The organism is Mucilaginibacter angelicae, assembly GCF_042434235.1.
GTDB classification, from domain to species: domain Bacteria; phylum Bacteroidota; class Bacteroidia; order Sphingobacteriales; family Sphingobacteriaceae; genus Mucilaginibacter; species Mucilaginibacter angelicae.
Genome location: NZ_JBHLTS010000072.1, coordinates 28,273 through 50,700 on the forward strand (window position 1 = coordinate 28,273; position 22,428 = coordinate 50,700).

Annotated in this window: 18 protein-coding genes; 12 read left to right on the forward strand and 6 right to left on the reverse strand. The window is 44.3% G+C overall.

The genetic code is table 11. The features are described from left to right. The first annotated feature begins 55 nt into the window (after positions 1-55). From ACFFGT_RS23390 to ACFFGT_RS23410, 5 genes are all read left to right on the forward strand, one after another. The gene (locus tag ACFFGT_RS23390) at positions 56-1,282 is read left to right on the forward strand and encodes an FtsX-like permease family protein (RefSeq protein ID WP_377024938.1); all 1,227 of its coding nucleotides are present in this window, start codon (positions 56-58) and stop codon (positions 1,280-1,282) included. Positions 1,283-1,297: 15 nt separating this feature from the next. Continuing rightward, positions 1,298-1,663 (forward strand): hypothetical protein, encoded by a 366-nt coding sequence (locus tag ACFFGT_RS23395; RefSeq protein ID WP_377024939.1) that lies wholly within the window; start codon positions 1,298-1,300, stop codon positions 1,661-1,663. A 100-nt stretch (positions 1,664-1,763) separates the two neighbouring features. Continuing rightward, complete coding sequence (gene rbfA, locus ACFFGT_RS23400; RefSeq protein WP_090532309.1) at positions 1,764-2,141, forward strand: 30S ribosome-binding factor RbfA; 378 nt, start codon at positions 1,764-1,766, stop codon at positions 2,139-2,141. A 9-nt stretch (positions 2,142-2,150) separates the two neighbouring features. Further along, the gene (locus ACFFGT_RS23405) at positions 2,151-2,858 is read left to right on the forward strand and encodes a peptidoglycan DD-metalloendopeptidase family protein (protein WP_377024940.1); all 708 of its coding nucleotides are present in this window, start codon (positions 2,151-2,153) and stop codon (positions 2,856-2,858) included. Positions 2,859-3,050: 192 nt separating this feature from the next. Continuing rightward, positions 3,051-3,728 carry an energy transducer TonB gene (locus ACFFGT_RS23410; protein WP_377024941.1) on the forward strand — a complete coding sequence of 226 codons (678 nt, stop codon included), beginning with the start codon at positions 3,051-3,053 and terminating at the stop codon, positions 3,726-3,728. A 285-nt stretch (positions 3,729-4,013) separates the two neighbouring features. Here the strand turns inward: ACFFGT_RS23410 and xrtN are convergent, their stop codons facing one another. From xrtN to ACFFGT_RS23430, 4 genes are read right to left on the reverse strand one after another with little or no spacing between them, the layout of a single operon-like run. Then, positions 4,014-5,369: an exosortase N gene (gene xrtN, locus ACFFGT_RS23415; RefSeq protein ID WP_377024942.1), complete on the reverse strand. Its 1,356-nt coding sequence runs from the start codon at positions 5,367-5,369 to the stop codon at positions 4,014-4,016. Further along, positions 5,350-7,845 carry an XrtN-dependent VIT domain-containing protein gene (locus ACFFGT_RS23420; RefSeq protein ID WP_377024943.1) on the reverse strand — a complete coding sequence of 832 codons (2,496 nt, stop codon included), beginning with the start codon at positions 7,843-7,845 and terminating at the stop codon, positions 5,350-5,352. Before ACFFGT_RS23420 ends, xrtN begins: the two co-directional genes overlap by 20 nt. A 51-nt stretch (positions 7,846-7,896) precedes the next feature. Then, a complete protein-coding gene (locus tag ACFFGT_RS23425; protein ID WP_243484673.1) occupies positions 7,897-8,199 on the reverse strand; it encodes a winged helix-turn-helix domain-containing protein in 303 nt (100 codons plus the stop codon). Next, a complete protein-coding gene (locus ACFFGT_RS23430) occupies positions 8,196-8,813 on the reverse strand; it encodes a hypothetical protein (RefSeq protein ID WP_377024944.1) in 618 nt (205 codons plus the stop codon). Before ACFFGT_RS23430 ends, ACFFGT_RS23425 begins: the two co-directional genes overlap by 4 nt. 386 nt (positions 8,814-9,199) lie before the next feature. Here ACFFGT_RS23430 and ACFFGT_RS23435 point away from each other — a divergent pair, with 386 nt between their 5' ends. Further along, positions 9,200-10,021, forward strand: a complete 822-nt coding sequence (locus ACFFGT_RS23435) for a DCC1-like thiol-disulfide oxidoreductase family protein (protein ID WP_377024945.1) — start codon at positions 9,200-9,202, stop codon at positions 10,019-10,021. A gap of 2 nt (positions 10,022-10,023) precedes the next feature. After that, positions 10,024-10,953 carry a TIGR01777 family oxidoreductase gene (locus ACFFGT_RS23440; RefSeq protein WP_377024946.1) on the forward strand — a complete coding sequence of 310 codons (930 nt, stop codon included), beginning with the start codon at positions 10,024-10,026 and terminating at the stop codon, positions 10,951-10,953. Positions 10,954-11,125: 172 nt separating this feature from the next. Here ACFFGT_RS23440 and ACFFGT_RS23445 read toward each other — a convergent pair whose 3' ends face one another. Next, entirely contained in the window at positions 11,126-12,343 is a 1,218-nt protein-coding gene (locus tag ACFFGT_RS23445) for a hypothetical protein (protein WP_377024947.1), read from the reverse strand. Then, the gene (locus ACFFGT_RS23450) at positions 12,336-14,744 is read right to left on the reverse strand and encodes a DUF2339 domain-containing protein (RefSeq protein WP_377024948.1); all 2,409 of its coding nucleotides are present in this window, start codon (positions 14,742-14,744) and stop codon (positions 12,336-12,338) included. The genes ACFFGT_RS23445 and ACFFGT_RS23450 overlap by 8 nt, the downstream gene beginning before the upstream one ends. Before the next feature lie 156 nt (positions 14,745-14,900). On the opposite strand from ACFFGT_RS23450, the gene ACFFGT_RS23455 reads away from it, so the two are divergent. From ACFFGT_RS23455 to tal, 5 genes are all read left to right on the forward strand, one after another. After that, a complete protein-coding gene (locus ACFFGT_RS23455) occupies positions 14,901-17,285 on the forward strand; it encodes an alpha-L-rhamnosidase-related protein (protein WP_377024949.1) in 2,385 nt (794 codons plus the stop codon). A 242-nt stretch (positions 17,286-17,527) separates the two neighbouring features. After that, positions 17,528-18,283, forward strand: a complete 756-nt coding sequence (locus ACFFGT_RS23460; protein ID WP_377024950.1) for an ROK family protein — start codon at positions 17,528-17,530, stop codon at positions 18,281-18,283. 28 nt (positions 18,284-18,311) lie between these two features. After that, the gene (tkt, locus tag ACFFGT_RS23465; RefSeq protein WP_377024951.1) at positions 18,312-20,315 is read left to right on the forward strand and encodes a transketolase; all 2,004 of its coding nucleotides are present in this window, start codon (positions 18,312-18,314) and stop codon (positions 20,313-20,315) included. A 20-nt stretch (positions 20,316-20,335) separates the two neighbouring features. Then, the gene (gene rpiA, locus ACFFGT_RS23470) at positions 20,336-21,097 is read left to right on the forward strand and encodes a ribose 5-phosphate isomerase A (RefSeq protein WP_377024952.1); all 762 of its coding nucleotides are present in this window, start codon (positions 20,336-20,338) and stop codon (positions 21,095-21,097) included. A gap of 148 nt (positions 21,098-21,245) precedes the next feature. Then, on the forward strand, positions 21,246-22,334 hold the full coding sequence (tal, locus tag ACFFGT_RS23475; RefSeq protein ID WP_377024953.1) for a transaldolase: 1,089 nt from the start codon (positions 21,246-21,248) through the stop codon (positions 22,332-22,334). Positions 22,335-22,428: the final 94 nt, after the last annotated feature.

The window sequence follows — 22,428 nt, forward strand, 5'->3', positions numbered from 1 at the left end:
CTTAGCAACGTTTTATCAAGCATAAGTAAAACCTGAACGTATAACTCCAACACAATTGAACACCTCCATTTACATAGCTAAGCGTTACCTGTTCTCGGGCAAAAAAATGCATGCTATTAATATCATTTCGGGCATTTCCATGCTGGGGGTACTCATTGGCAGTGCGGCTTTGCTCATCATCCTTTCGGTGTTCAATGGTTTTGAAAAGGTTATCCTGTCGCTATACAGCAACTTTACGCCCGAAATAAAGATAGAGACCAAACTGGGCAAAACGTTCAACCCCAATACGCCTTACTTCGCTTCATTACATAAAGATGCGCATGTGTTTTCCTTTACCGAGGTACTGCAGGAAAAAGCCCTGATCAAGTATGGCGATAAACCCTTTTTAGGAACTATAATGGGTGTGAGCGATGATTTTTTGAAAAATCCGCAGCTCGATAGCACCATAGCCAGCGGCTCGTTCACGTTGAAAAGCGGGAACCAGAATTTTGCCGTAATTGGCGCTACCATACAGGGCAGCCTGGGTATTAATGTTCATGACGAGCTTTCGCCTATGCAGATCTTTTCGCCCCGGCGTGATGCGGAAAACTCGGTCAATCCTTTAAACGAATTTGTTGTGCGCAGTATTAACCCATCGGGCGTGTTTGCCATACAGCAGGAGTTTGATGATATAGCCGTAACCCCCATAGAGTTTGCCCGCGACCTGCTCGATCAGCCGGTAAATGTATCCTCTATCCAGCTTAATTTTAAACGCGGTACCAATATCGATGCCATGCAAAAAAGCATCCAGGATAAAATAGGGAATGATTTTACCGTGAAAAACCGCAAGGAACAAAACAGCGAATTGTATAAAACCCTTAATTACGAAAGCTGGGCTGTTTACATGATCCTTACCTTTGTGCTTATCATCGCAATATTTAATATCATTGGCTCGTTAACCATGCTGGTTATCGATAAACGCAAGGATATAGCCATTTTAAGCGGATTGGGTGCCAACAAACGTATGATCCAGGGAATCTTCTTTTTTGAAGGGATGATGATTACCGCTATAGGCTGTATCATTGGCATAGTGCTGGGTACCGTTTTTTGCCTGCTGCAGCAGCATTACGGCTGGATAAAAATGGGGGCCAAAATGACGGTGCTGGACTCGTACCCTATCGACCTTAAAATTAAGGATTTTGGCCTTGTGCTGTTAACTGTTGGAGGAATTTCGGTAATTGCAGCCGGCATCAGCGCCCGTTTAAGTATTAAAGGATTGGATGAAATCAAACAGGATTTGTAAATTTGCTAAATGGGTATGAGGTACATCAAAGTTTTTGTTTTACTGCTTGTTGTTATTGCTGTTTATGCATGTAATAATGATACCCATAAAAATGAGCAGGTTACGCTTTATAAAGGCTTATACAGCGCCGGCCCCGAAATAAAATCATTTAAAGATTGCGACAGCGGCCAGGAGTTTTGGGCTGTTGACAGTTCGGCCCAGCTTGAATTGCAGTATTCGCAGCTCAATTTCGAGAAACCTTACGAACCCGTTTACGTAGAGGTTGAAGGGATCAAATCAAAATCGGGCAAAGCAGGGATGGGATCGGAATATGACAGCACCCTTGTTGTAAAAAAAGTAATAAAAATAACCAAAGAGATACCGCAGGACGTGTGTAATTAACACCCTGCCGCCATTGTTAATAAAAGCCAAAAACAATAACTTAGGCTTTTGCATTAAGCATTAAATACTCATCTGCCTTATCGGCGTTAACTAACAACCAATGGAATCAAAACGTCAGCAAAAATTTGCCGGAGTAATACAGGAAGACCTTGCAGCTATTTTTCAGCGTGAAGGCATGAATTATTTGCCTAATACACTGGTAACCATAACCAAGGTACGTGTAACACCCGATTTGGCCATAGCCCGTATATTTTTGAGCTTTTTAGGTAACCCTAATGTGCAAACCGCATTGCATACCATCAAATCGCACGCTTCGGAGATCAGGTATAAGCTGGGCGCACGGATTAAAGACCAGGTAAGGATCATTCCGCAGCTGGAGTTTTTTGTTGACGATACCAGCGAATACGTTGAACGCATGGATAAGATCTTTGATAAGATCAGCAAAGAAGAGCGTCAGCCCGATACAGAAGAAAATTAATAGCTTTTAATGGATCGGCACGCACTGTTTGCTAATTACATCAATAATCATCCCGAAGCCATTGGCAAAGTGGTTGATTTTGATGCAGATCATGACCGCCTTTACCATTTTGACCTTACTGCCGCCAATAAAGAGTTGACGGCAGAGGTTTTTAACAGGCCTTCGATGTTTAGTCAGTTGATCAATGAAAAACTGACTAACAATAATTGCCGTTACGGCATTGGCGGGTATATGGAGCACCGCACCATTTATGCCTTCAGCAGCCATTTTGATACTGATGATGAGCCCCGGCGCCTGCATTTAGGTGTTGATATCTGGTGCGATGCCGGAACACCTGTATACACCCCGCTCGACGGCGCTGTGCATAGCTTCCGGGATAACAACAACATTGGTGATTACGGCCCAACCATTATTTTACAGCACGATTTGGATGGGTTAACCCTTTACAGCCTGTACGGTCATTTAAGCCGAACAAGTTTGGAAGGCCTTTCAATTGGCATGCCCATATTTAGAAACCAGCAGATTGCAACCTTTGGTGATACCAATGAAAATGGTCAATGGCCGCCCCACCTGCATTTCCAGCTAATGTTTGATATGGAAGGCAGGCAGGGCGATTTCCCCGGCGTGTGCAAGTTTTCGGAAAAAGAGATCTGGCAGAAGAATATCCCCGATCCGGGTTTGATATTGAGGTTTCCGGATGCGGTGAATGTGGGGTAGGAGCATAGCAATAGTCCGGTATTTCCACCCGTCATTGCGAGGTACGAAGCAATCCCCGATAGGCAGAGGGGCTACGCAAATCCGCCCTGTACAGTTCGCGATTGCTTCGTACCTCGCAATGACGCTTTTTTCGCACCACCACCCAATAAAATTCCCAAACATAATCCCCAATTTATTGTCGATATTTATACTATGCTTAAAGCGCTGTACCTCCATATCGCACTGCTCCTTTTTACAGTAAGCAATTCATTTGCCCAGCAGCCTGCATTTAAAGGCGGACAGCAGGCGCTTAATGATTTCCTGAAGGCAAAGATCATCTACCCCGAATACTCGCGGCAAAACTGTATTTCGGGCAGTATCAACGTTTCGTTTGTAATTGATAAAGACGGTATAGTACACGATGCCAAGGTGCAGGATGGCCCCGGCATTGACCTGGACGACGAGGCTTTAAGGGTTATTAAACTTACATCGGGCCAATGGGTGATCCCGGCGGGTTATAATGCCAAAACAAACATTGTACAACCCATCCGTTTTGATCCCGACCCTGCGCGCTGCGGGCCCGCCAATATCCGCGATATGCAAAGCGCCATTGCCAGCTATAAAGCACAGCAGGAACTGGAAAACGCCGTGACTAATTACTACAGCAACAAATACAAAGGCAAGGCCGATACCACTAAAGAGGCTATCATCATTAACCTCAAAAAACAGCTTGGCTACGATGACGACTTTATAAACGATGTACTAAGCCAGGCCAGCGAAAAATTTAAACAAGGCGACAAAGAAGGCGCCTGCCACGACTGGAATTTTATCCGCAACATAGGCAGCGATAAAGCCGATAATTTTATCAGGAAATATTGCGCAGCCCCTTAATCCCTATTCAACTCGCTTGTAATTAAGGAGATCAACACCATGTCATTGCAAAGAGCGAAACGGGAATGAGCCTGGGCGCGACGCGGCAATCGCATACTATACAGGGCGAATATGCTTCCGTGCGATTGCTTCGTGCCTCGCAATGACATAGTTTATGGTTTGATCATGCGCTTAATCTTGCGCTCGCTTGCAACGAGTTCAGCCTGATCTAAAAACTTTGCGTCTTAGCGCCTTTGCGAGACACCAATGAGGCGATTTTGTTATGAAGCGGAAAGGAAATGGCCGCTATTGTTTTATAGCCGGCAAACTTTTCACGGATTCCAGCAACGCAGCCTCTGTAGCGGCATTAACATTCACCAAATAAAACAACCTGCCCCCTTTTGCTGCTGCCCATCGCCATTCAAACTCGTTGACAGATTTTATGCTGCCGTTATCAAACCACCATGCTGCGTAAATTTTATCCTTCGCCTTGGTAAGTTCGCCTAAGTAAACCTGGCGACCGGCAATAACTTCTTTTTTTATCTTGCTGAAAACATAACCGCTCCCTTGCCAGCAGATCATTGGGTCGTGCTCGGGGCAATAAAAGGGGGACGGTTTAACGTAAACCAGTGCACCGGCTTTTTCAAATTTGATCACCCCGCTTTCCAATACCGCTTTTTTATACCCGGTTAGGGATACATTACTTACGCTTTTATCATTCAGGTCATCCATTGATTTGATGTGGAAGGTTACCACAACCAGCAGGGCAGCCAATGCAAGGTGGATCAGCGGGAAGCGTAATTCATCCGGCGCCAGTCTGACAGTTTTATAAAACCGGGGATCGATGTATGGCTTTTCGGCCCGTTTTAATATGAAGGCAGAAAGGCATAGTAAAGGCAATACCACATAAATGAGCAGGCAAATGATCCCGGTTAGGTCGTGCATTAAGGTGCCTGCCGGTATTTTAAAAAATACCAGCAGCAGGATGCGGCAAAGGTTGCACAAGATGTTTAGCGCAAAAGTAAACACCAACAAAAACAAGATCCACATCAGGTGCAATTGCTTTGCCGCCTGCCGCTGGTAATGAGCTATCATGAACAGGCAGATCATGAATGAGGTAGCCAGCATATGCAGACCGGCGCATGCCTGGTCCACAGCAAATTCGGAGCCTTTAAGCTGGATGATGTTGCCAGCAGCACTGGCCTCCATTCCCATTGCTGCAAGCAGGGAGGCCGCTACCCCGCTTAGCCAGATCCGTAAAGGAAAGCTAAAAGTATTGCTGATATACTCAAATGCCGGCGAGATGAGCAAGAGCAGCAGGAACAATACCAGGCTTATTTTTCCTTTCAGGTTCTCGAAAAATAGCAATGCAGAAAATAGCAATGCCAGGAACAAATTTGTTTTAACCGGAATGTAAACGGCTATTGCTGTGAAGAGAACTGCCGGAATTAAGTACCTTAATGAAAAGCCGCTGCGCTTTACCTTGCAGACATAAGGCATCAGCGCCAGGCCCAGCAGCATATTGGCGTCCCATTTAAAATAAATGATACATAGCCTCGTTGCAATACCAATATATATTAACCAGCAGCTGTTAATGATCAACCTGCTGCCGGTTAATTTAAATGGTATATACTCCTGCAAATTATAGCTCCGGCTGAACATGCTTGCTCCTGTATACTAAGAAGTTTATAACCGCTATTACAACCAGTATCAGCAGCCATTCACCGGGTTCGGGCACTGCGCCCGATGATTTTGCTGATGCATTTTGAAGGCTGTTCTTGTTTTCATCAATCCCGAAGCGCTCATAATCTTTTTGGGTTTCCAGTACAATAAGGCTCGAAACAGGCGATGCTATAAAAGCCTGGTTAGCTTCATCGATAATATCAGACTGCACATAAGTTTTATCAAAATAATGCGGCCCCACCTTTTTCATAATATCATTATAAGCAAACAGGCGTAACAGGTGATCGGGGGCATTGCCGGTTTTTAATGTATCGGCAGTTTGTTCAATAACCAGGCCCGATTGGGCAAGCACTACATGGGTTGAATCTTCCTGCGAGCGGGTAAATTCATGTTTAGCGACGCGGCTTTGCAGCGTGGTTGCATCGCCCTCGTTATAGGTGAATACCCGCATCTCTTTCAACGCTTTTAAATAGGGTGTTAGGCTTGTGCCGATATTGTATAGCTGCAATGGTTTTGCATTGGGCAGATAAGCAGTCAGCGCTTTGCCAAAGTCTGATTCGTCAAGATCGTGCAGGTTGGGCGAGGTTTCAGCGCATTTGGTAATGAGCAATGAACTTTCGGGGTGTTTGATCTCATTAACAGGGAACATGCTGAAATTGAGTTTGCTCATCCTGCTATAAACATTGTCGCGATTTTCCTCCGTTAGGGTTTCCAGCTTACCATCGTAATAGTATACCTTTTTTGTTTTGATGGCAGGCCAAAGTTCGTTCAGTTCGCTGGCCGACCAGTTTGCATTCAGGTCGAGATAGATGGCTTCGGGGTTAAAGCTTGTGGTTTGCGGCTGATAATCTTTGAGCTGATAACCCTTGCCGGCAAATGCAAATGGTACACCGGCAAGCGGCGGGGCTTTAAAGGTGATCTGTTCATCGGGCTGATAAAGCCGGTCGGCAGTATAAATGCCCTCGCTGATCTCGTCAAAGTTTGGCATGTTCAGACCTTCGGGTTTTTTGGAAAATGATACCTGGACAGCTTCGGCAGCGCTTTCGGGCGATGGGCCATCGAAATAGCTGCTTTCATAAGTAAGCATATCACCTTGCTTGCGCAGCGGACTTGTAATACCTACCCTGAACTTGCGGTTTTCTTCAGGAGTACAGGGGAAAATCCGTGCCGTTACAGTATTGCCCTCCTGCCAGTGAATTACCGATGGGTCATGCTGCTCAACGCCCACGATCTGATGGTATGCCGAATCGGCTTTAGCTTTGGTGGTCAATCTTGATTTCTGCTCTTTGCCATCTATCCATAAAGATAAAGAGCTAACAACCGAACCTTCGGGTACATGGAATGTATAAATGGCTTCACCTCTGCCCCACCAGCCATGAGTTCCTGTATTGTGTACGGTCAGTGTTTTTTCGGTATAGGCCAGGCGGTATTCCGGGAAGATCTTCACATTGGTGATCACATTGGCGGTTTTCAGCTTATCGCCGTTCCAAAGCCGCTCCTGTGCCTGGTGGCGTGAATCATACAGGGCTTCCAGTATTTTTATCCGTTCCTTTTCATCGAGGTTTAAGTCGCCGCCAAACAGGCTTGCTATTACCACAAATGGGTCATGCTTTTTGGGTTCATCAAATGAAGCTTTATTCCAGTCGCCCCAAAACCAGTTATCACTCAGGTTGGCTGTTTTGTATACAATGCCTGCTTTAATAATGCGTTCGGCCAGCGCATTTTTGGGGATGTTTTGACTGATCACTACCCAGGTTGGCAGCTTGCCTTCAGATAGAGTATTGTGATTGATAGCAAGGTTAACCTGATTGTTAATGCTTTTCCATTGCCATATAAATATGCTGCATGCTATAATAGGGATTAATACACCGGTTGCCGCGGCCACCTTCAGTGAACGGCTTCCCTGCACCGCCTTTTTTATTGTTATGAAGGTAACTATAGCCAGACCGGCCGGAACAAAAACATGCAGGGACAGGCCAATTACAATAGCGGCAAAAATGCCGATGAGATACATGGAGGTTAGGTAAATACTGTAATATACAAATAGCACAAAAGCCGAGCCCAGTAAAAATACGACAACATGTTTCAATTTCTGGCCAAGTTCATCCATAAAAACGGAGAGTATAAGGGCAACGCATGACAGGCAGATCAAAACGCATAACCAGGTGACTGATTTGTCAAATACATTCATACCGAGGTTAAGGGCGAACGCGCTGATGAACCATAATACAAGGAGCAAGGCCCAATAGCGGAGCTCTTTTCGGTATCTTATCATTGCGAAGAAATAGAATACAGAGAGGAAGTAATTACAAAAGAAAATAGAAAACGCTGCACCTTCCGATACTTCAAAAAGACCGGACTCTTCAATAAAGAAGAGACCGGCAGATATAGTGATTAGGATTAGGCCAAGTTTTAGTACACTATCGTGATATAGGATTGCTTTAAGGTTTTTCATATTTGTTGTTTTAAAAGTACTTTGTAATTCAAAGTATATGAATAAAAAAAATTATAGTTTTTGTTGTTTGATTAAATTTTCGAGGGCAAGCAGGTGCAGCCGGAAAGCGGCGCGGCCTTTTTCGGATGCCAGGTAACGGGTATTGGGTTTGCGGCCTATGAAAGTTTTTTGCACCTGGATGTATTCTTCCTTCTCCAACGCTTTCAGGTGCGATGCCAGGTTGCCGTCGGTAAGGTCAAGCAATTCTTTAAGCGAGTTAAAGTCGTAGCTTTCGTTGGCAACCAATACGCTCATGATTTGCAGGCGGATGCGGTTTTCAAAGGCTTTATCAAACTGATCTAATGATATCTTCACTTATCGTATCTAAAATGCATTACTGTACCATAAATAATGTGGAGCAGACCGAAACCAATACTCCAGAAAATTAAGCCGTAGCCCGGCATTACAGCACAAAGCAAACCTAATAAAATCTCCAATATCCCCAAGCTCCTAATACCCGAATATGTATAATGACTGCCCGCAACTAACGACATGCCATAAAATATCATTGTAGCCGGCGCCACAACACCATAATAACCACGGTAAACGAGTATCAAAGTGAACAGGCCGCCGCTTACCAGCGGGATGGCCATATTAATGAGCAGGCGTTTGCTGCCGGCATTCCAAACCGATTGCCCGGTTCTTTTAGCTTTGCGTACCGAAAGCCAGATCCCCGTACCGATAGAAAGCACAAGAACCGCTACAGCTACGATAAATAATTTGATGATCAGTAATTCTTCGTTATAGGTATGGCGCTCCCTAAGTGCAGCATATTCGCCCTGAAGTAATTTATATCCTATCCCCGCGCCAATAAACGCGTAGATCCCGGCCATTACTCCCGAAAGGCCGCTGAGAGAAATAAACTTGGCCGAACGCTCCATCAGGTTGCGGATGGAACTTAATTCTGCATGAATGTCTTGATCTTTCATTAAAAGTACTTTGTTGTTCAAAGTTAAAGATAAGATTTGATTCTGCAAGGGGGCGAGAGAATATTTTTTATTAGTCATTTAATAGTTTACTACCATTTAATAATTAACCTTCATGTCATTTCGAACGAACCGGCGAAGGTTTTGTGGTTGGGGTGAGGAGAAATCTTATACGCGCAGTAGAGCCTCATGCAAGGTTTAGAGCATGGCGTATAAGATTTCTCCCTCGCCCCGTTGCTCAACCCAGCTCCGCTCTGTCGAAATGACAAATTCGTTTTAAAAGCTTTTTTAAGATGTTATTTATAACCAGATTGACATGAATTTAATTTTCAGTATTTATTGAAAGTTTAAAATATATTGTATATTTGTTTCAGAAAACGCTGAAAGTTATGAAAATGCTCAAGAACCACATGATCCTGTTTGATGCCGAATGCCCCATGTGCCGTGTTTATACCCACGCTTTTGTTAAAACCGGGATGCTTGACCATAATGGCCGCTCTTCATACCAGCAAGAAGCACATACCAGTACCTGCCCTGTTTATGACAGGCAACGGGCAGTTAATGAAATAGCTTTGATTGATTTGGAAAGCGGTGAAGTTACCTATGGCGTTAAAAGCCTGTTCAAAATAATTGCCAATACCTGGCCGATATTTACTCCTCTGTTTGCATTTAAGCCATTCATCTGGCTCATGAGCAAGCTTTATGCCTTTATATCATACAACCGCCGGGTTATTATCCCCGCGGCCGAAACCGGTTTTGAATATCAGCCCACATTTAAGCTTCACTACCGCTTATTGTATTTGCTGTTTACCTGGTTTTGCACCGGGTTTATTTTAACCGGCTATGCTCACCTGCTTGTTGGCCTGGTGCCATTGGGCAATCCATATCGTGAATACCTGATCTGTGGCGGGCAAATCATTTTCCAGGGAGCAGCCATATGCAGCTTTGACCGCCGTAACCTGTGGACCTACCTCGGCAACATGATGACCATCTCTTTTGCGGGTAGTTTATTACTGCTGACAGGTTTGGCTGTGAGCCACTTTTTTCAATTCGGTCCGGCGGTTTATGCTTTGTACTTTATGGCAGTTGCCGGCTTGATGTTCCTGGAACACATTCGGCGTACCAAATTACTGGGGCTTGGCTGGGTGCTCACCATCACCTGGGTAACCTACCGCATAGTTTTATTGTTATTGATTTTAAACCTTAACTGATCATGAAACCCTATAAAAAAATTGTACTGGCGGGTGGCAACGGTTACCTCGGTACGGTACTGGCTAAATACTACCGCAATTTGGCAGATGAAGTGATCATCCTCGCCCGTAAACAAAAACCGGTAAACGGCAATGTGCATACCGCCCTTTGGGATGGCGAAAACGAAGCAGGCTGGACAGTACACCTTGCCGGCGCCGATATGCTGATAAACCTTTGCGGCAAAAATGTAAACTGCCGCTACACCGAAAAAAATAAAAGGGAGATCATCCGCTCAAGGGTGGTACCTACCGAATTGCTGGGCAGGGTGATCCATAAAATGGTTAACCCTCCAAAAGTTTGGATCAATGTAACCTCTGCCACCATTTACCGCCATGCCGAAGATCACCCGCAGGATGAGGAAACCGGCGAAATAGGTTATGGCTTTTCTATTGATGTTTGCAATATCTGGGAAAGTACTTTTTTTAAAACCGATACGCCCCATACCCGCAAAATTGCCTTGCGCATGGGCATTGTGCTTGGCAGAAGCGACAGCGTTTTCCCGCGATTATTGAATTTAGTAAGGTTTGGCCTCGGCGGTAAACAGGGCGACGGACAACAATACATGGCCTGGGTACATGAGCATGATGTAGCCCGCAGTACCCAATGGCTGCTGGATCATCCCGAACTGAAAGGCGTATTTAACTGTACTGCCCCCGAAGGTGCCAAAAACACAGATATGATGCATGCCATCCGCAAGGCCTATGGTGCACCTTTTGGTTTGCCTGCCCCGCAATGGTTACTGGAGGTTGGGGCTATTGTAATCGGTACCGAAACCGAGCTGATATTAAAAAGCCGCTGGGTAATGCCTAAAAGATTATTAGATAGTGGCTTTAAATTTCAATATGAAAAAGCGGAGTATGCGGTGCATGATATTTTGAGTGTAAGGGAGTAGTTAGTTAATGAAACAAACTCCCAAAATGTCATTGCGAGGAACAGCGGGGGAATGAGTGATGGGGGTGACGCGGCAATCTCGTCGTTTTACTATTCGATAAGCAAATCCGCTCTGTATAGCTACGAGATTGCCGCGCTACGCTCGCAATGGCATGGGTTTATTTTAATAGCGTTTACTTTTCCCCTTCCTTCTTCTTAACCTCCTTGATCATCTTCAAAGTCAAAAACAACAGCAAGCCTAATGAAACAATGATCGCAACCCAAATCAGCACCGTATAATCCTTCCCGGCCAGTTTTACCGTCACAGAGTAGCCGATATTTTTAACAACAGGGTTGTGCTTTATAACAGGAGTGTTCCCCCTGATGCTATCTGCAAAAAACTTAAGATCATATTCCGGTGCCTGTGCCGATGAATCGCCAACCAAAAACTGGTAGCTTTGCTTCGCCTCCAGGTAGCTGATCAGGTATTCGTCGGATTGATAAGCTTTGATCTCCCCGATGTTCAGCGGCTGGTTATCGCCATTGCTTATCTCTATCAGCAGGTGATTGGTTTTGGCGGCGATGAGCATGTCGGGATCTTTACCTGATGAGAGTTCGGCTTCGCTCAACAGCTCTTTACCGTTGTTTACAAACTGGTAAACCGCAACGCCGCGTTTATAATACCTCGGCGCGCTGATGTTGAGATGCAGCCTGTTTACCTGGTAGTTATCATTCAGCTTAATATCAATAAAGCTGGTTTTATTACTGTCCGCGCGGATAACATTTACAGGCGCAATCGCAGTATAGCTTTGAGCGGTCGATGCGTATTCGGTATAAATGCCTGCCTGCAAAAATTTAACCGGGTTTTTGTTCTTGTCGTTTACCTGGATTTTGAGGTAACGGTAATTACTGGCCGGGAAGGATAACGATTGCAGGTAAGTGCCCTCACTGTTTTGTACAGCTTCCTGCAGCGGGATATCTTCCTGTATGGCAAACCACTGGCTCAGGTCGTCGCTGCCCAGTAAGTTCACTTTGCGTTTCACAGCGGTGTTTTGCAGGCGGATCCAGAGGCGGTCGAGCACCAGCCCAGTTTTATTTTCGATAATGAAAACGGTGCTGGTATCCGTTTTTGGTGTGTTGGTTATCTCCGGAAAAATAACAAAACTTTTCTGGCTTTTTTGCGGGAGGCTGCCCGCCTGGATGTATGGCACAAAGTTGCCCTTTGCATCGGCAATACGGAGATCCGACAGATCGGGTTTGGCTTTCGCTACCAAACCGGGTTGTAGGCCAATGCGGTAAAAGCCGGTGCTGTCAATTTTTTGCAGCGCGGCTTTATATTTAAAGTTTTTTTGTGCCGATGCAGGTAATATCGCCCCGCAAAGCAGCAGTATAAAAAGTGTTAGCCTATTCATTTTTTTTAGCTTCATCATCGGCAATGGATTTTTTTGCTGTTCGCTGGTACATAAATGCAACAATAAGGAGCAGTACCCCCAAACAAAAGAAAGCAGCTATTTTACCCCAAACCGGGATGTTTTTAATATCGAACAAAAATAGTTTTAATAAAGTAAGCGAGAACAGCGTTAACGAGGCCACCCGCATTACCCGCAGCTTGTATTGCATCCCCAGCCACATCAGCGCGAAGGAAAACAACCCCCATAATACAGGTAAACCGGTTTTTACATACACGGTTTCTATTTGATCAATGGGGTTTGCTCTACTAAAGAATAGGAGGTTGCTCATCAGGCTTACTTCAAAGCTTAAAAACAAAACAACGCCTGCACTTAATGCCCAGGTAAATACTTTCTTCAGGCTTTCGTCCATGGTTTGCTGGCACAGGCGGATCACCCTGTAAAACAGCAGACCAATAAATACAGCGCCTATCCAGTGTGCTATAAAATGACTGGCTGATGGTTTGCCGCCTTCAAGCATTAAATGCTGCAGTGAATAGTATTGTGGTGTAAGCACCAGGTAAATAATTACACAGATGAGCAGAATGGTAAGTTTCACACCACCGGCAAAGTTGATGACCTGTATTTTAGCTGACAGCGTATAATAAATAAACACGAACACAGGCGTATAAACCATCAAGTATAAAACATTAAGCCCGGTGCCCGGGTAATGGTTCAGGAACTGGTGGTTGATTTCCAATAAGCCGCTTAAATATAAAAGCACAAGCGCTGCCACGCCGAAAAGCTGCTCTGTAAAAACTTCGGTATGCAGCTGTTTCGTTGAATCCCTTTTAACCAGTATCGAAAGTAAAACTGAACTGATGGCAGCAAAAACAGTAGTGATGAAACCTTTGTTAGCTATTATAGTGAGGCTTTCACTGTAGTTATAATAGGTTTGGTAAAGGTCCATCGATAAACTTAGCAACATGGCTATCCACAGAAAAACGGAGGTAAATTTCATCAATTGAATCCCCGAGCGCAGGTAAAGCCAGTACAGCAATACCGTTTCTGAAGCCCAGAAAATAGTGATGTTATTGCCATGCAATTGAATTGGTGCAGCTAACGAAATAAAGGTTAGCGTAATGCCAATAAGCAGGTACAGGATATTGGTGTCCACCTTACGATTGCGGAACAGGATGTATGACAGCACCAGGTTTACAACAGCCAAACTCACGCAAAATAAGCCCCGGTACTGCTCATCATGCATCATGGTTAACAGGTACAGGCCGGCAGCAAAATACAAACCGGTATTGATAAGCAGGATGCTGAAATCGGAAGCGATGAATTTTTTGTTTTCGCGCACGTTGTTAGCTATGTTAATAACAAAGTAAAGCGCGTAAAAAATGCTGGCATAAATAAAACCAAAATGGTAAGTAGCCGGCGTAAGCGTATACAGCACCGTTGAAAAAACAATGACCGTAAACCCGAACGATACGATATTGAGTACCCGCCATGCTTTGTAATAAGCAATAATGAGCAGCCCGGTATTTAATATCAGCAGGTAAATAAACAAGCCGTTATAATTGGCGCTGCCATTGCTTACCATAAAAGGACTGGCAAAGCCGCCAACCAAAGCAATTACAGCAAGCTCCTGTTTATCGTACAACAAGGAAAGCAGCACCGCAAAAATGGTGATCACAATTAAAATGACGAAGGCCGTTGTTTGGCTAAACAGGTGAAACTGCTGAAATGCCAGCGTTATGGTAAAGTAAAACACTGCCAGACCGCCGCCTACAAGCACCGAACTAAATGCCTTATAACTATTGCGGAGCATATGGGCAACACCAATCAGGATACCGCCGCAAAGAATGCCGATACCAACGCGGCCTACGAGACCGATCCAGTCGTTATCAATGGCGTATTTTACAAAGAAACCAATGGCCAGCACCAGAATGGCTATACCTATTTTATTGATGAGGTTTTCGCCGATGAATTTCTCCAGGTCGGGGTGGCGCTCAAAGAAAGATGGTTTGGGTTCTAAAGGTTTTGCGGGCCCAAAATCGCGTGTTTTTATGGGGCGATGGATGGTTGACAGGCTATCTTCAATAACTTCGTACTGCCTTTCAATTTCTTCAGGTTTGAGGATTGGTGGCTGTGGTTTTATCTCAGGCCCGGCAGGGGGCTGGGGTTTAACAACAGGGATTTCAGGCAGCGGCGCAGGTGGCGGTTCGCTGATTGCCGGCTTGGGCGTTTCAACCTGTTTAACGTCTTCACTAACTATCCGGGTTATCTTAAGCTGCTCAACAAGGCGCTTTAAATCGTGTATTTTAAGTTCAAGATCGCTGATCTTATTGTTTAAACTGCCCTTGTGGTTCAGCATCATTATAATGACAACCACTAATAAGACAACGGCTAATACATCCATAGTTTTAGGTTTGTAAAAAATAAAGATAACGGAATTATAAAATATTCCACTATCTGGCCTTTTAATCAATAAACCTATTGCATATAAATTAAATCCCGCTTTAATTGTAATTTAGCTGTGCAGCATTTACCACTCACCCATAAACCGCACTGTTTCATGAAGATATTTTTCAAGCGCAGCTTTTTTGCATTTTTTCTTTTTATTGCAGCATCCGCTTATGCACAAAACATAAATCCAGCGCTTTTAAATCATCAATGGAAAGCCTCATGGATCACCGTTCCGGGTGAATCACTGAAAGATTACGGCGTTTATTATTTCAGGAAAAGCGTCGAGCTTGCAGCTAAGCCTTCATCATTTATCGTCCATGTATCTGCCGATAACCGCTATAAGCTTTATGTTAACCAAACGCTGGTTTCATTAGGCCCGGCCCGTGGTGATACCTATTATTGGAATTACGAAACGGTTAACCTTGCCCCGTATCTCGTGGCAGGAAAAAACCTCATAGCTGCCGTAGTTTGGAACGATGGCGATTACCGTCCCGAAGCACAGATCTCCCTACAAACAGGGTTTATTATGCAGGGCGATACTCCAAATGAGGAACTTATCAATACCAATAAAACCTGGAAAGGGATCCGCGACAAATCATTTCTACCTATTACCGGTATCGGCTGGCACCCTTACTATGTTGCCGGGCCGGGCGAGCGGATCGATTTAAACCAATCAGTTAAAGACTGGAACACGGCAGGGCTCGACGACACCAACTGGAAAAATGCCATCCGTATTGATAACGGGAACCCCAAGGGAGTAACCAATGCTTTTGGCTGGATGCTGGTGCCATCGTCCATCCCGCCCATGGAAATGACCACACAAAGGATCCCGGTGTTAAGAAAGGCAGATGGTGTAAGTGTACCATCATCATTCCCTGCAGGCAAAACAGAAATCACCGTCCCAGCTCATACTTCAGCTACTTTAATACTTGATCAAACGTATTTAACCAACGCATTTTTAACACTTAACTTCAGCAGGGGGAAAAATGCAGGCATTGGCATCAGTTATACCGAATCGCTGTTTAAAACACTGACCGGCCCCGAAGGCACAGTTAAAGGCAACCGGAATGATGTGGATGGAAAGATCTTCGTAGGCCGCCGGGATAGTATCATTGCCGATGGTGCTGCCGGTAATTCATTTACTACCCTAACCTGGCGCACCTTCAGGTATGTTGAAGTTAAAATAACAACCAAAGATGAGCCGCTGATTATTGATGATATTTACGGAACGTTTACCGGCTATCCATTTAAGCTGAACGCCAAACTGGAAACGCCCAATCCCGAAATGCAGCAAATGCTGGATATCGGCTGGCGCACCGCCCGCCTTTGCGCCGGCGAAACCTATACCGATTGCCCCTATTATGAACAGCTGCAATACGTAGGCGATACCCGCATCCAGGCGCTGGTATCCTTTTATAACAGCGGTGATGATAGGCTGGTGCGCAACGCCATCAACCAGATGGATCATTCACGGCTGGCCGAAGGGATCACGCTGAGCCGTCATCCCTCATTCTCACCGCAAATTATCTCCACCTTTTCCTTATGGTATATAGGTATGCTGCATGATTACTGGATGTACCGGCCCGACAGTTTATATATTAAGGACAAGCTGCCGGGCATGCGCGATGTACTCAACTTTTTCAGCAAATACCAGCAGGCCGATGGTTCTTTAAAAGATACGCCCTACTGGACATTTGTTGACTGGGTGAATGATAAAGGCTGGGATTTTGGCCAGGCGCCAAAAAGCGCCAAAGGCACATCGGCCATATTAGACCTGCAGCTGATGTGGGCTTATCAGCAGGCGGCCGAAATGGAAGCAAAAATGGGGATGCCTGCATTTGCGGCAATGTATAAAGCCAAAGCCGCACAATTGGAAACCGCTATTCAAAGCAAATACTGGGATGCAGGTAAAAAACTTTATGCCGATACCGAGGATAAGCAACTATTCTCCCAGCATACTAATTCCATAGCTGTATTAGCAGGAATGGTAAATGGCGCTACGGCACATGAGCTGAGTTTAAAATTACTGAACGATACCGCACTCACCAAATGCACTATTTACTTTAAATACTACCTGCACCAGGCTATGGTAAAGGGTGGTTTGGGCGATGATTATTTAAACTGGCTCAACATTTGGCGGGATAATATTAAAATGGGTTTAACCACCTGGGCCGAGATCTCCGACCTTGACCATAACCGGTCCGACTGCCATGCCTGGGGCGCAAGCCCTAACATTGAGTTTTACCGTACCATTTTAGGTGTGGATACTTATGCACCGGGTTTCAGCAAAATAAAAATTGAGCCGCATTTGGGTCAGATCAAAAATATCAGCGGCGAAATACCGCATCCTAACGGGAAGGTTTATGCTAAATATGTGTTTGAAAAAGGGAAATGGAGCATCAATATAGCGCTTCCAAAAAACACATCGGGCATTTTTGTGTGGAAAGGGAAAACTTTTACGCTAAAAACAGGTAATAACAGTTTAATTATTTAAAAAAATTAACGAGGTTATTAACATTTTACCTTAATTACATTGATTTTGCCACGCATAAGTAAAATACTTTTAAAAATTGGTTGGGTAAATAAAAGCAACGCTAACTTTACCTCCGTTGCTGCAGAGTGATAAATTGATTTTATCACATTATTTAACAATTTGATATTATTAAAATGTGATATTTATGCGCTGGGAACTAAGGGGTTCACCAAATTACTAACCAGCTAAATAAATTACGCTAAATGAAAAACACACCATCCCAACTAAGGGTTCTCTCAATCGATATCGGTGGTTCACACATCAAAGCCACTATCCTGAACAAAAAAGGGGAATTAAAGATGGAGTATGACAAAATTGCTACTCCGGCTCCTGCAAATCCCGAAAATGTTATTAAAACTATCAATACCCTCGTAAAGGATTTTCCTGCATATGATAAGATCTCGGTTGGTTTTCCGGGTTACGTAAAAAATGGAGTTGTTAAAACTGCGCCTAACCTTGGTACTGATTTTTGGGCTGATGTTGATTTAAGCAAGAAATTGGAAAAAGCGCTTGGCAAACCGGCGCAAGTGGTTAATGATGCCGATATGCAGGGCCTTGGCGTTGTAAGCGGCAAAGGTTTGGAAATGGTGATAACACTGGGTACAGGTTTTGGTACCGCTTTGTTAATGGACGGTCATTTATTGCCCCATTTTGAGCTTGCCCACCTCCCGATAAAGGAGGGCATTACCTATGATAACTATATAGGTGAAAAGGCTTTAGAAAAAGAAGGTAAGGAAAGATGGAACAAACGCATGAAAAAGGTTTTCAAAATATTGAAAACCGTATTTAATTACGATACTTTATATATTGGCGGCGGCAATTCAGATGAGCTTACTTTTAAGCTTGATAAAAATATGAAGATTGTTACCAATGCCGATGGGATCAAAGGCGGTGCAAGGCTTTGGCTCAACGAGGGTGAAGGCAAAACTAAACGCGCTAAAGTAAAACCAACCGAATAAAACAAAAAACTACAATACCGACAATAAAATGGAAAGCAAACAAGACATAGAAAAATTGGCGATAGATACCGTAAGGGTATTGGCAGCCGATGCAGTGCAAAAAGCAAATTCAGGCCACCCTGGTACAGCTATGGCGCTTGCGCCAATGGGCCATGTTTTATGGACAAAGTTCATGAACTACAACCCTAAAAGCCCTGATTGGGCAAACCGCGACAGGTTTATCCTTTCAGCAGGCCACGCTTGTATTTTACAGTACAACTTTTTGTATTTAACAGGCTATGATCTTTCTTTAGATGATATCAAACAATTCCGTCAGCTTAACAGCAAAACCGCCGGTCACCCGGAATATGGTTTGGCTCCTGGCATTGAAGTAACCACCGGTCCGCTGGGACAGGGCTTTGCTAATGCAGTGGGCTTTGGTATAGCGCAAAAACATCTTGCTGCCCGTTACAACAAGCCAGGCTTTGAGTTATTTAACTACCATATTTACACCATCTGCAGCGATGGCGATTTAATGGAAGGTGTTACTTCTGAAGCAGCATCATTAGCAGGTCACCTGCAATTGGGTAACCTTATTTATTTATATGATGATAACCACATCTCTATTGAAGGCAGCACCGATATTGCCTTTACTGAAGATGTAAGCGCCCGTTTCCGTTCATACGGCTGGCATGTGCAGGATATTAGCGACGTTAATGATATCCATGCACTTGAACTGGCTATTATCAATGCCAAATCTGAAACTCAGAGACCGTCATTTATCCGTGTTCGTTCTCTGATTGCTTACGGTAGTCCAAATAAATCTGGAACTGCAGGTTCACACGGCTCTCCACTGGGGGCCGACGAAATTAAATTGGTAAAACAATTCTTCGGTTTTGATCCTGATAAGTCATTCAACGTATCTGACGAGGTGTTGGATTACTACCATACTAAAGGTGCACGCGGAGCAGCTGTTGAAGAAAAATGGAATAAGCTTTTTGCCGATTATAAAGCAAAATTCCCTGAGCTGGCTGCCGAATATGAAGCTGCCGCTAAAGGTGAGCTTCCTGCAGGCTGGAAAGATAAACTGCCTGTATTTAAAGGTTCCGACCCTAAAATGGCAACCCGCCAGGCATCAGGCAAAGTATTAAACGCCATTGCTCCTGCATTGCCAAACCTGATAGGTGGTGCTGCCGATCTTGCCCCATCAACCGAAACTAACCTGAAAGAATACGATTCATTTACTTCAGAAAACCGTGCAGGCCGCAATTTCCACTTCGGGATCCGCGAGCATGCCATGGGGTCGGCATTGAATGGTATGGCTTTGACTAAAGGCCTGCTGCCTTTCGGCGCTACCTTCCTCATGTTTTCTGAGTATATGCGCCCGCCAATCCGTTTGGCTGCCATTATGAAAATAAACCCGATTTTTGTTTATACGCATGACAGTATCGGCTTAGGTGAGGATGGTACTACCCACCAGCCTATTGAACAGCTTGCTTCTTTACGTTCTATACCAAACTTAACCGTGATCCGCCCGGCTGATGCCAACGAAAGTGCGCATGCATGGCGTGTTGCTATCGAGAAAAAAGGCGGTCCAACTGTATTGATCTTCACCCGCCAGGGTTTACCTATCCTTGACCAGGATAAATACGGCAAAGCCGAAAACCTGGAAAAAGGTGCTTACATTCTTTCTGAGGGCAGCAAAGGCCCTGATCTGATCCTGATGGCTACCGGATCTGAAGTTGCGCTGATCATGGATGCGCAGGCTAAACTGGAAGCAGAAGGTATTTCAACCCGCGTGGTAAGTATGCCATCATGGGAATTGTTTGAAAAACAGGATGAGGCTTACAAAGAGTCGGTATTCCCTAAAGCAAGCAAAAAACGTTTAGCTGTTGAAATGGCATCGCCAATGGGCTGGCATAAATATACTACCGATGAAGGCGATATGCTGGGCATGACCACCTTTGGTGAATCGGCCCCTGCCGAAGATCTTTATAAACACTTCGGTTTCACTGTTGATAACGTTGTTAAAAAAGCGAAAGCATTATTATAGTGAGTAGTGAATAGTGAGCGGTGAGTAGTTATCTATTCACCACTCACCACTCACCGCTCTCCATTCACCCTAACATGAACTGGAACAGCAACCTGATAAATAACCTGGAGTGGGCCGATAAGATCATCAACATCGAAGGCAAACAAAAGGTAGCGGCCGAAATTGCGGCAAAAGTAAAGGATGGCGATATTATAGGTGTGGGCTCGGGTTCAACATCGTACATGGCTTTGGTGGCAATTGCCCAAAGGGTAAAAGATGAAAAACTGAATGTAAAGGCTATCCCCACTTCGGTAGAGCTTTCTATGTTTTGCAGTAAGCTGGGCCTGCCCATGACAACCCTTTATGAACACAAACCCGACTGGCTGTTTGACGGCGCAGATGAGGTTGACCCCGATCAAAGTCTGATTAAAGGACGCGGTGGGGCCATGTTTAAAGAGAAGTTGCTCATCAGCTCAAGCGTGGTTAGCTACATTATAGTTGACGATTCAAAAATGGTTGATAAATTAGGCTCGAAATTCCCGGTGCCTATCGAGGTTTTCCCGCAGGCCCTGCCCTATGTGGAAAAGGAACTGAAAAGTTTGGGAGCTACCGAAATAGCCATCAGGCCGGCAAAAGGTAAAGACGGCCCCATAATTTCAGAGAACGGCAACCTGGTACTGGATTGCAAGTTTGATGAAATTGGAAAAAGCTTTGAAAAGGATATCAAATCGATAACAGGAGTGATTGAGAGCGGGCTTTTTATCGGTTATAACCTGAATATAATCATGGCTTCAAACAGTTGATTGTATGTTAACAAACTATGATATAAATCTTACAATTGCTGGCGTACTTATTAAGAACTTTACATAACAGACCGATTTGGTAGCGATTTTTGCTACCTTCATCGCGCTTTTAAAAAAATTAATTAAACACACAAAAACAAACCCTATTATGGCAACTAATAACGTAGCACAGATACATGGTTTCGGTCAGAGCATCTGGCTTGATTTTATTGACCGTGAAATCATCTCTTCAGGAAAACTTAAACAATTAATTGATGTTGACGGCGTTCGCGGTGTTACTTCAAACCCTGCAATTTTTGAAAAAGCTATCAGCAGCAGTTCTGATTATGATGCTGATATTGCTGCCCTTAAATCTGAAAGCGATAACGAAAAGCTGTTTTTTGAAATTGCTGTTAAAGATATCCAGGCTGCCGCCGACCTGTTTAAAGGTGTTTACGAAGAGTCGAACAAAGTTGATGGTTATGTAAGCCTTGAGGTTTCTCCGTTTTTGGCCTTAGATACCGAAGGTACTGCTAAACAAGCCGAAGAACTTTGGAAAAAAGTTGACCGCGAAAACGTAATGATCAAAATCCCTGGTACTAAACCAGGTCTTGCTGCTATCCAGCAATCAATTGCAAAAGGTATCAACATCAACGTTACCCTGCTGTTTGGTTTAGAGCGTTACGAAGAAGTAACTGAAGCCTACATTGCAGGTTTGGAAGAGCATTTGGCCGCCGGTCATAAAATTGCTCACATTGCATCAGTAGCAAGTTTCTTCCTGAGCCGTATTGACGTGGTTGTTGACCCGATCATCGAAGCTAAAGGCGAAAAAGAATTATATGGCGAAGTTGCTATCGCATCAGCAAAAAAAGCATACGAAATTTACAAAAGGGTATTCAGCGGCGAAAGGTGGCAAAAACTTGCTGACCAGGGCGCGCAACCACAGCGTTTGCTATGGGCAAGTACCGGCAGCAAAAACCCTGCATTTAAAGATACCAAATATGTTGAGGCCCTGATTGGCCCGGATACTGTTGATACCGTTCCTTTGGAAACTGTTGAAGCTTTCCGTGATCATGGTATTGCAGCTAACACTTTGGAAGCCGGTTTAGATAAAGCTACCGAGACCTTAGCTAAATTGCCTTCTTTAGGTATCGACCTTGCTGCTGTAACCCAGCAGTTAGAAGACGAAGGCATCGAGAAATTCAACAAGCCATTTGAAAAGCTGTTGAACGCTATCGAAACACAAAAAAACAAGTAATTAAGTCTTTAGTCGAAAGTCTTGAGTTCTAAGTCGAAACTTTTGATTTAGAACTTAAGACTAAAGACTTTCGACTCAGGACTAACAATAAAAC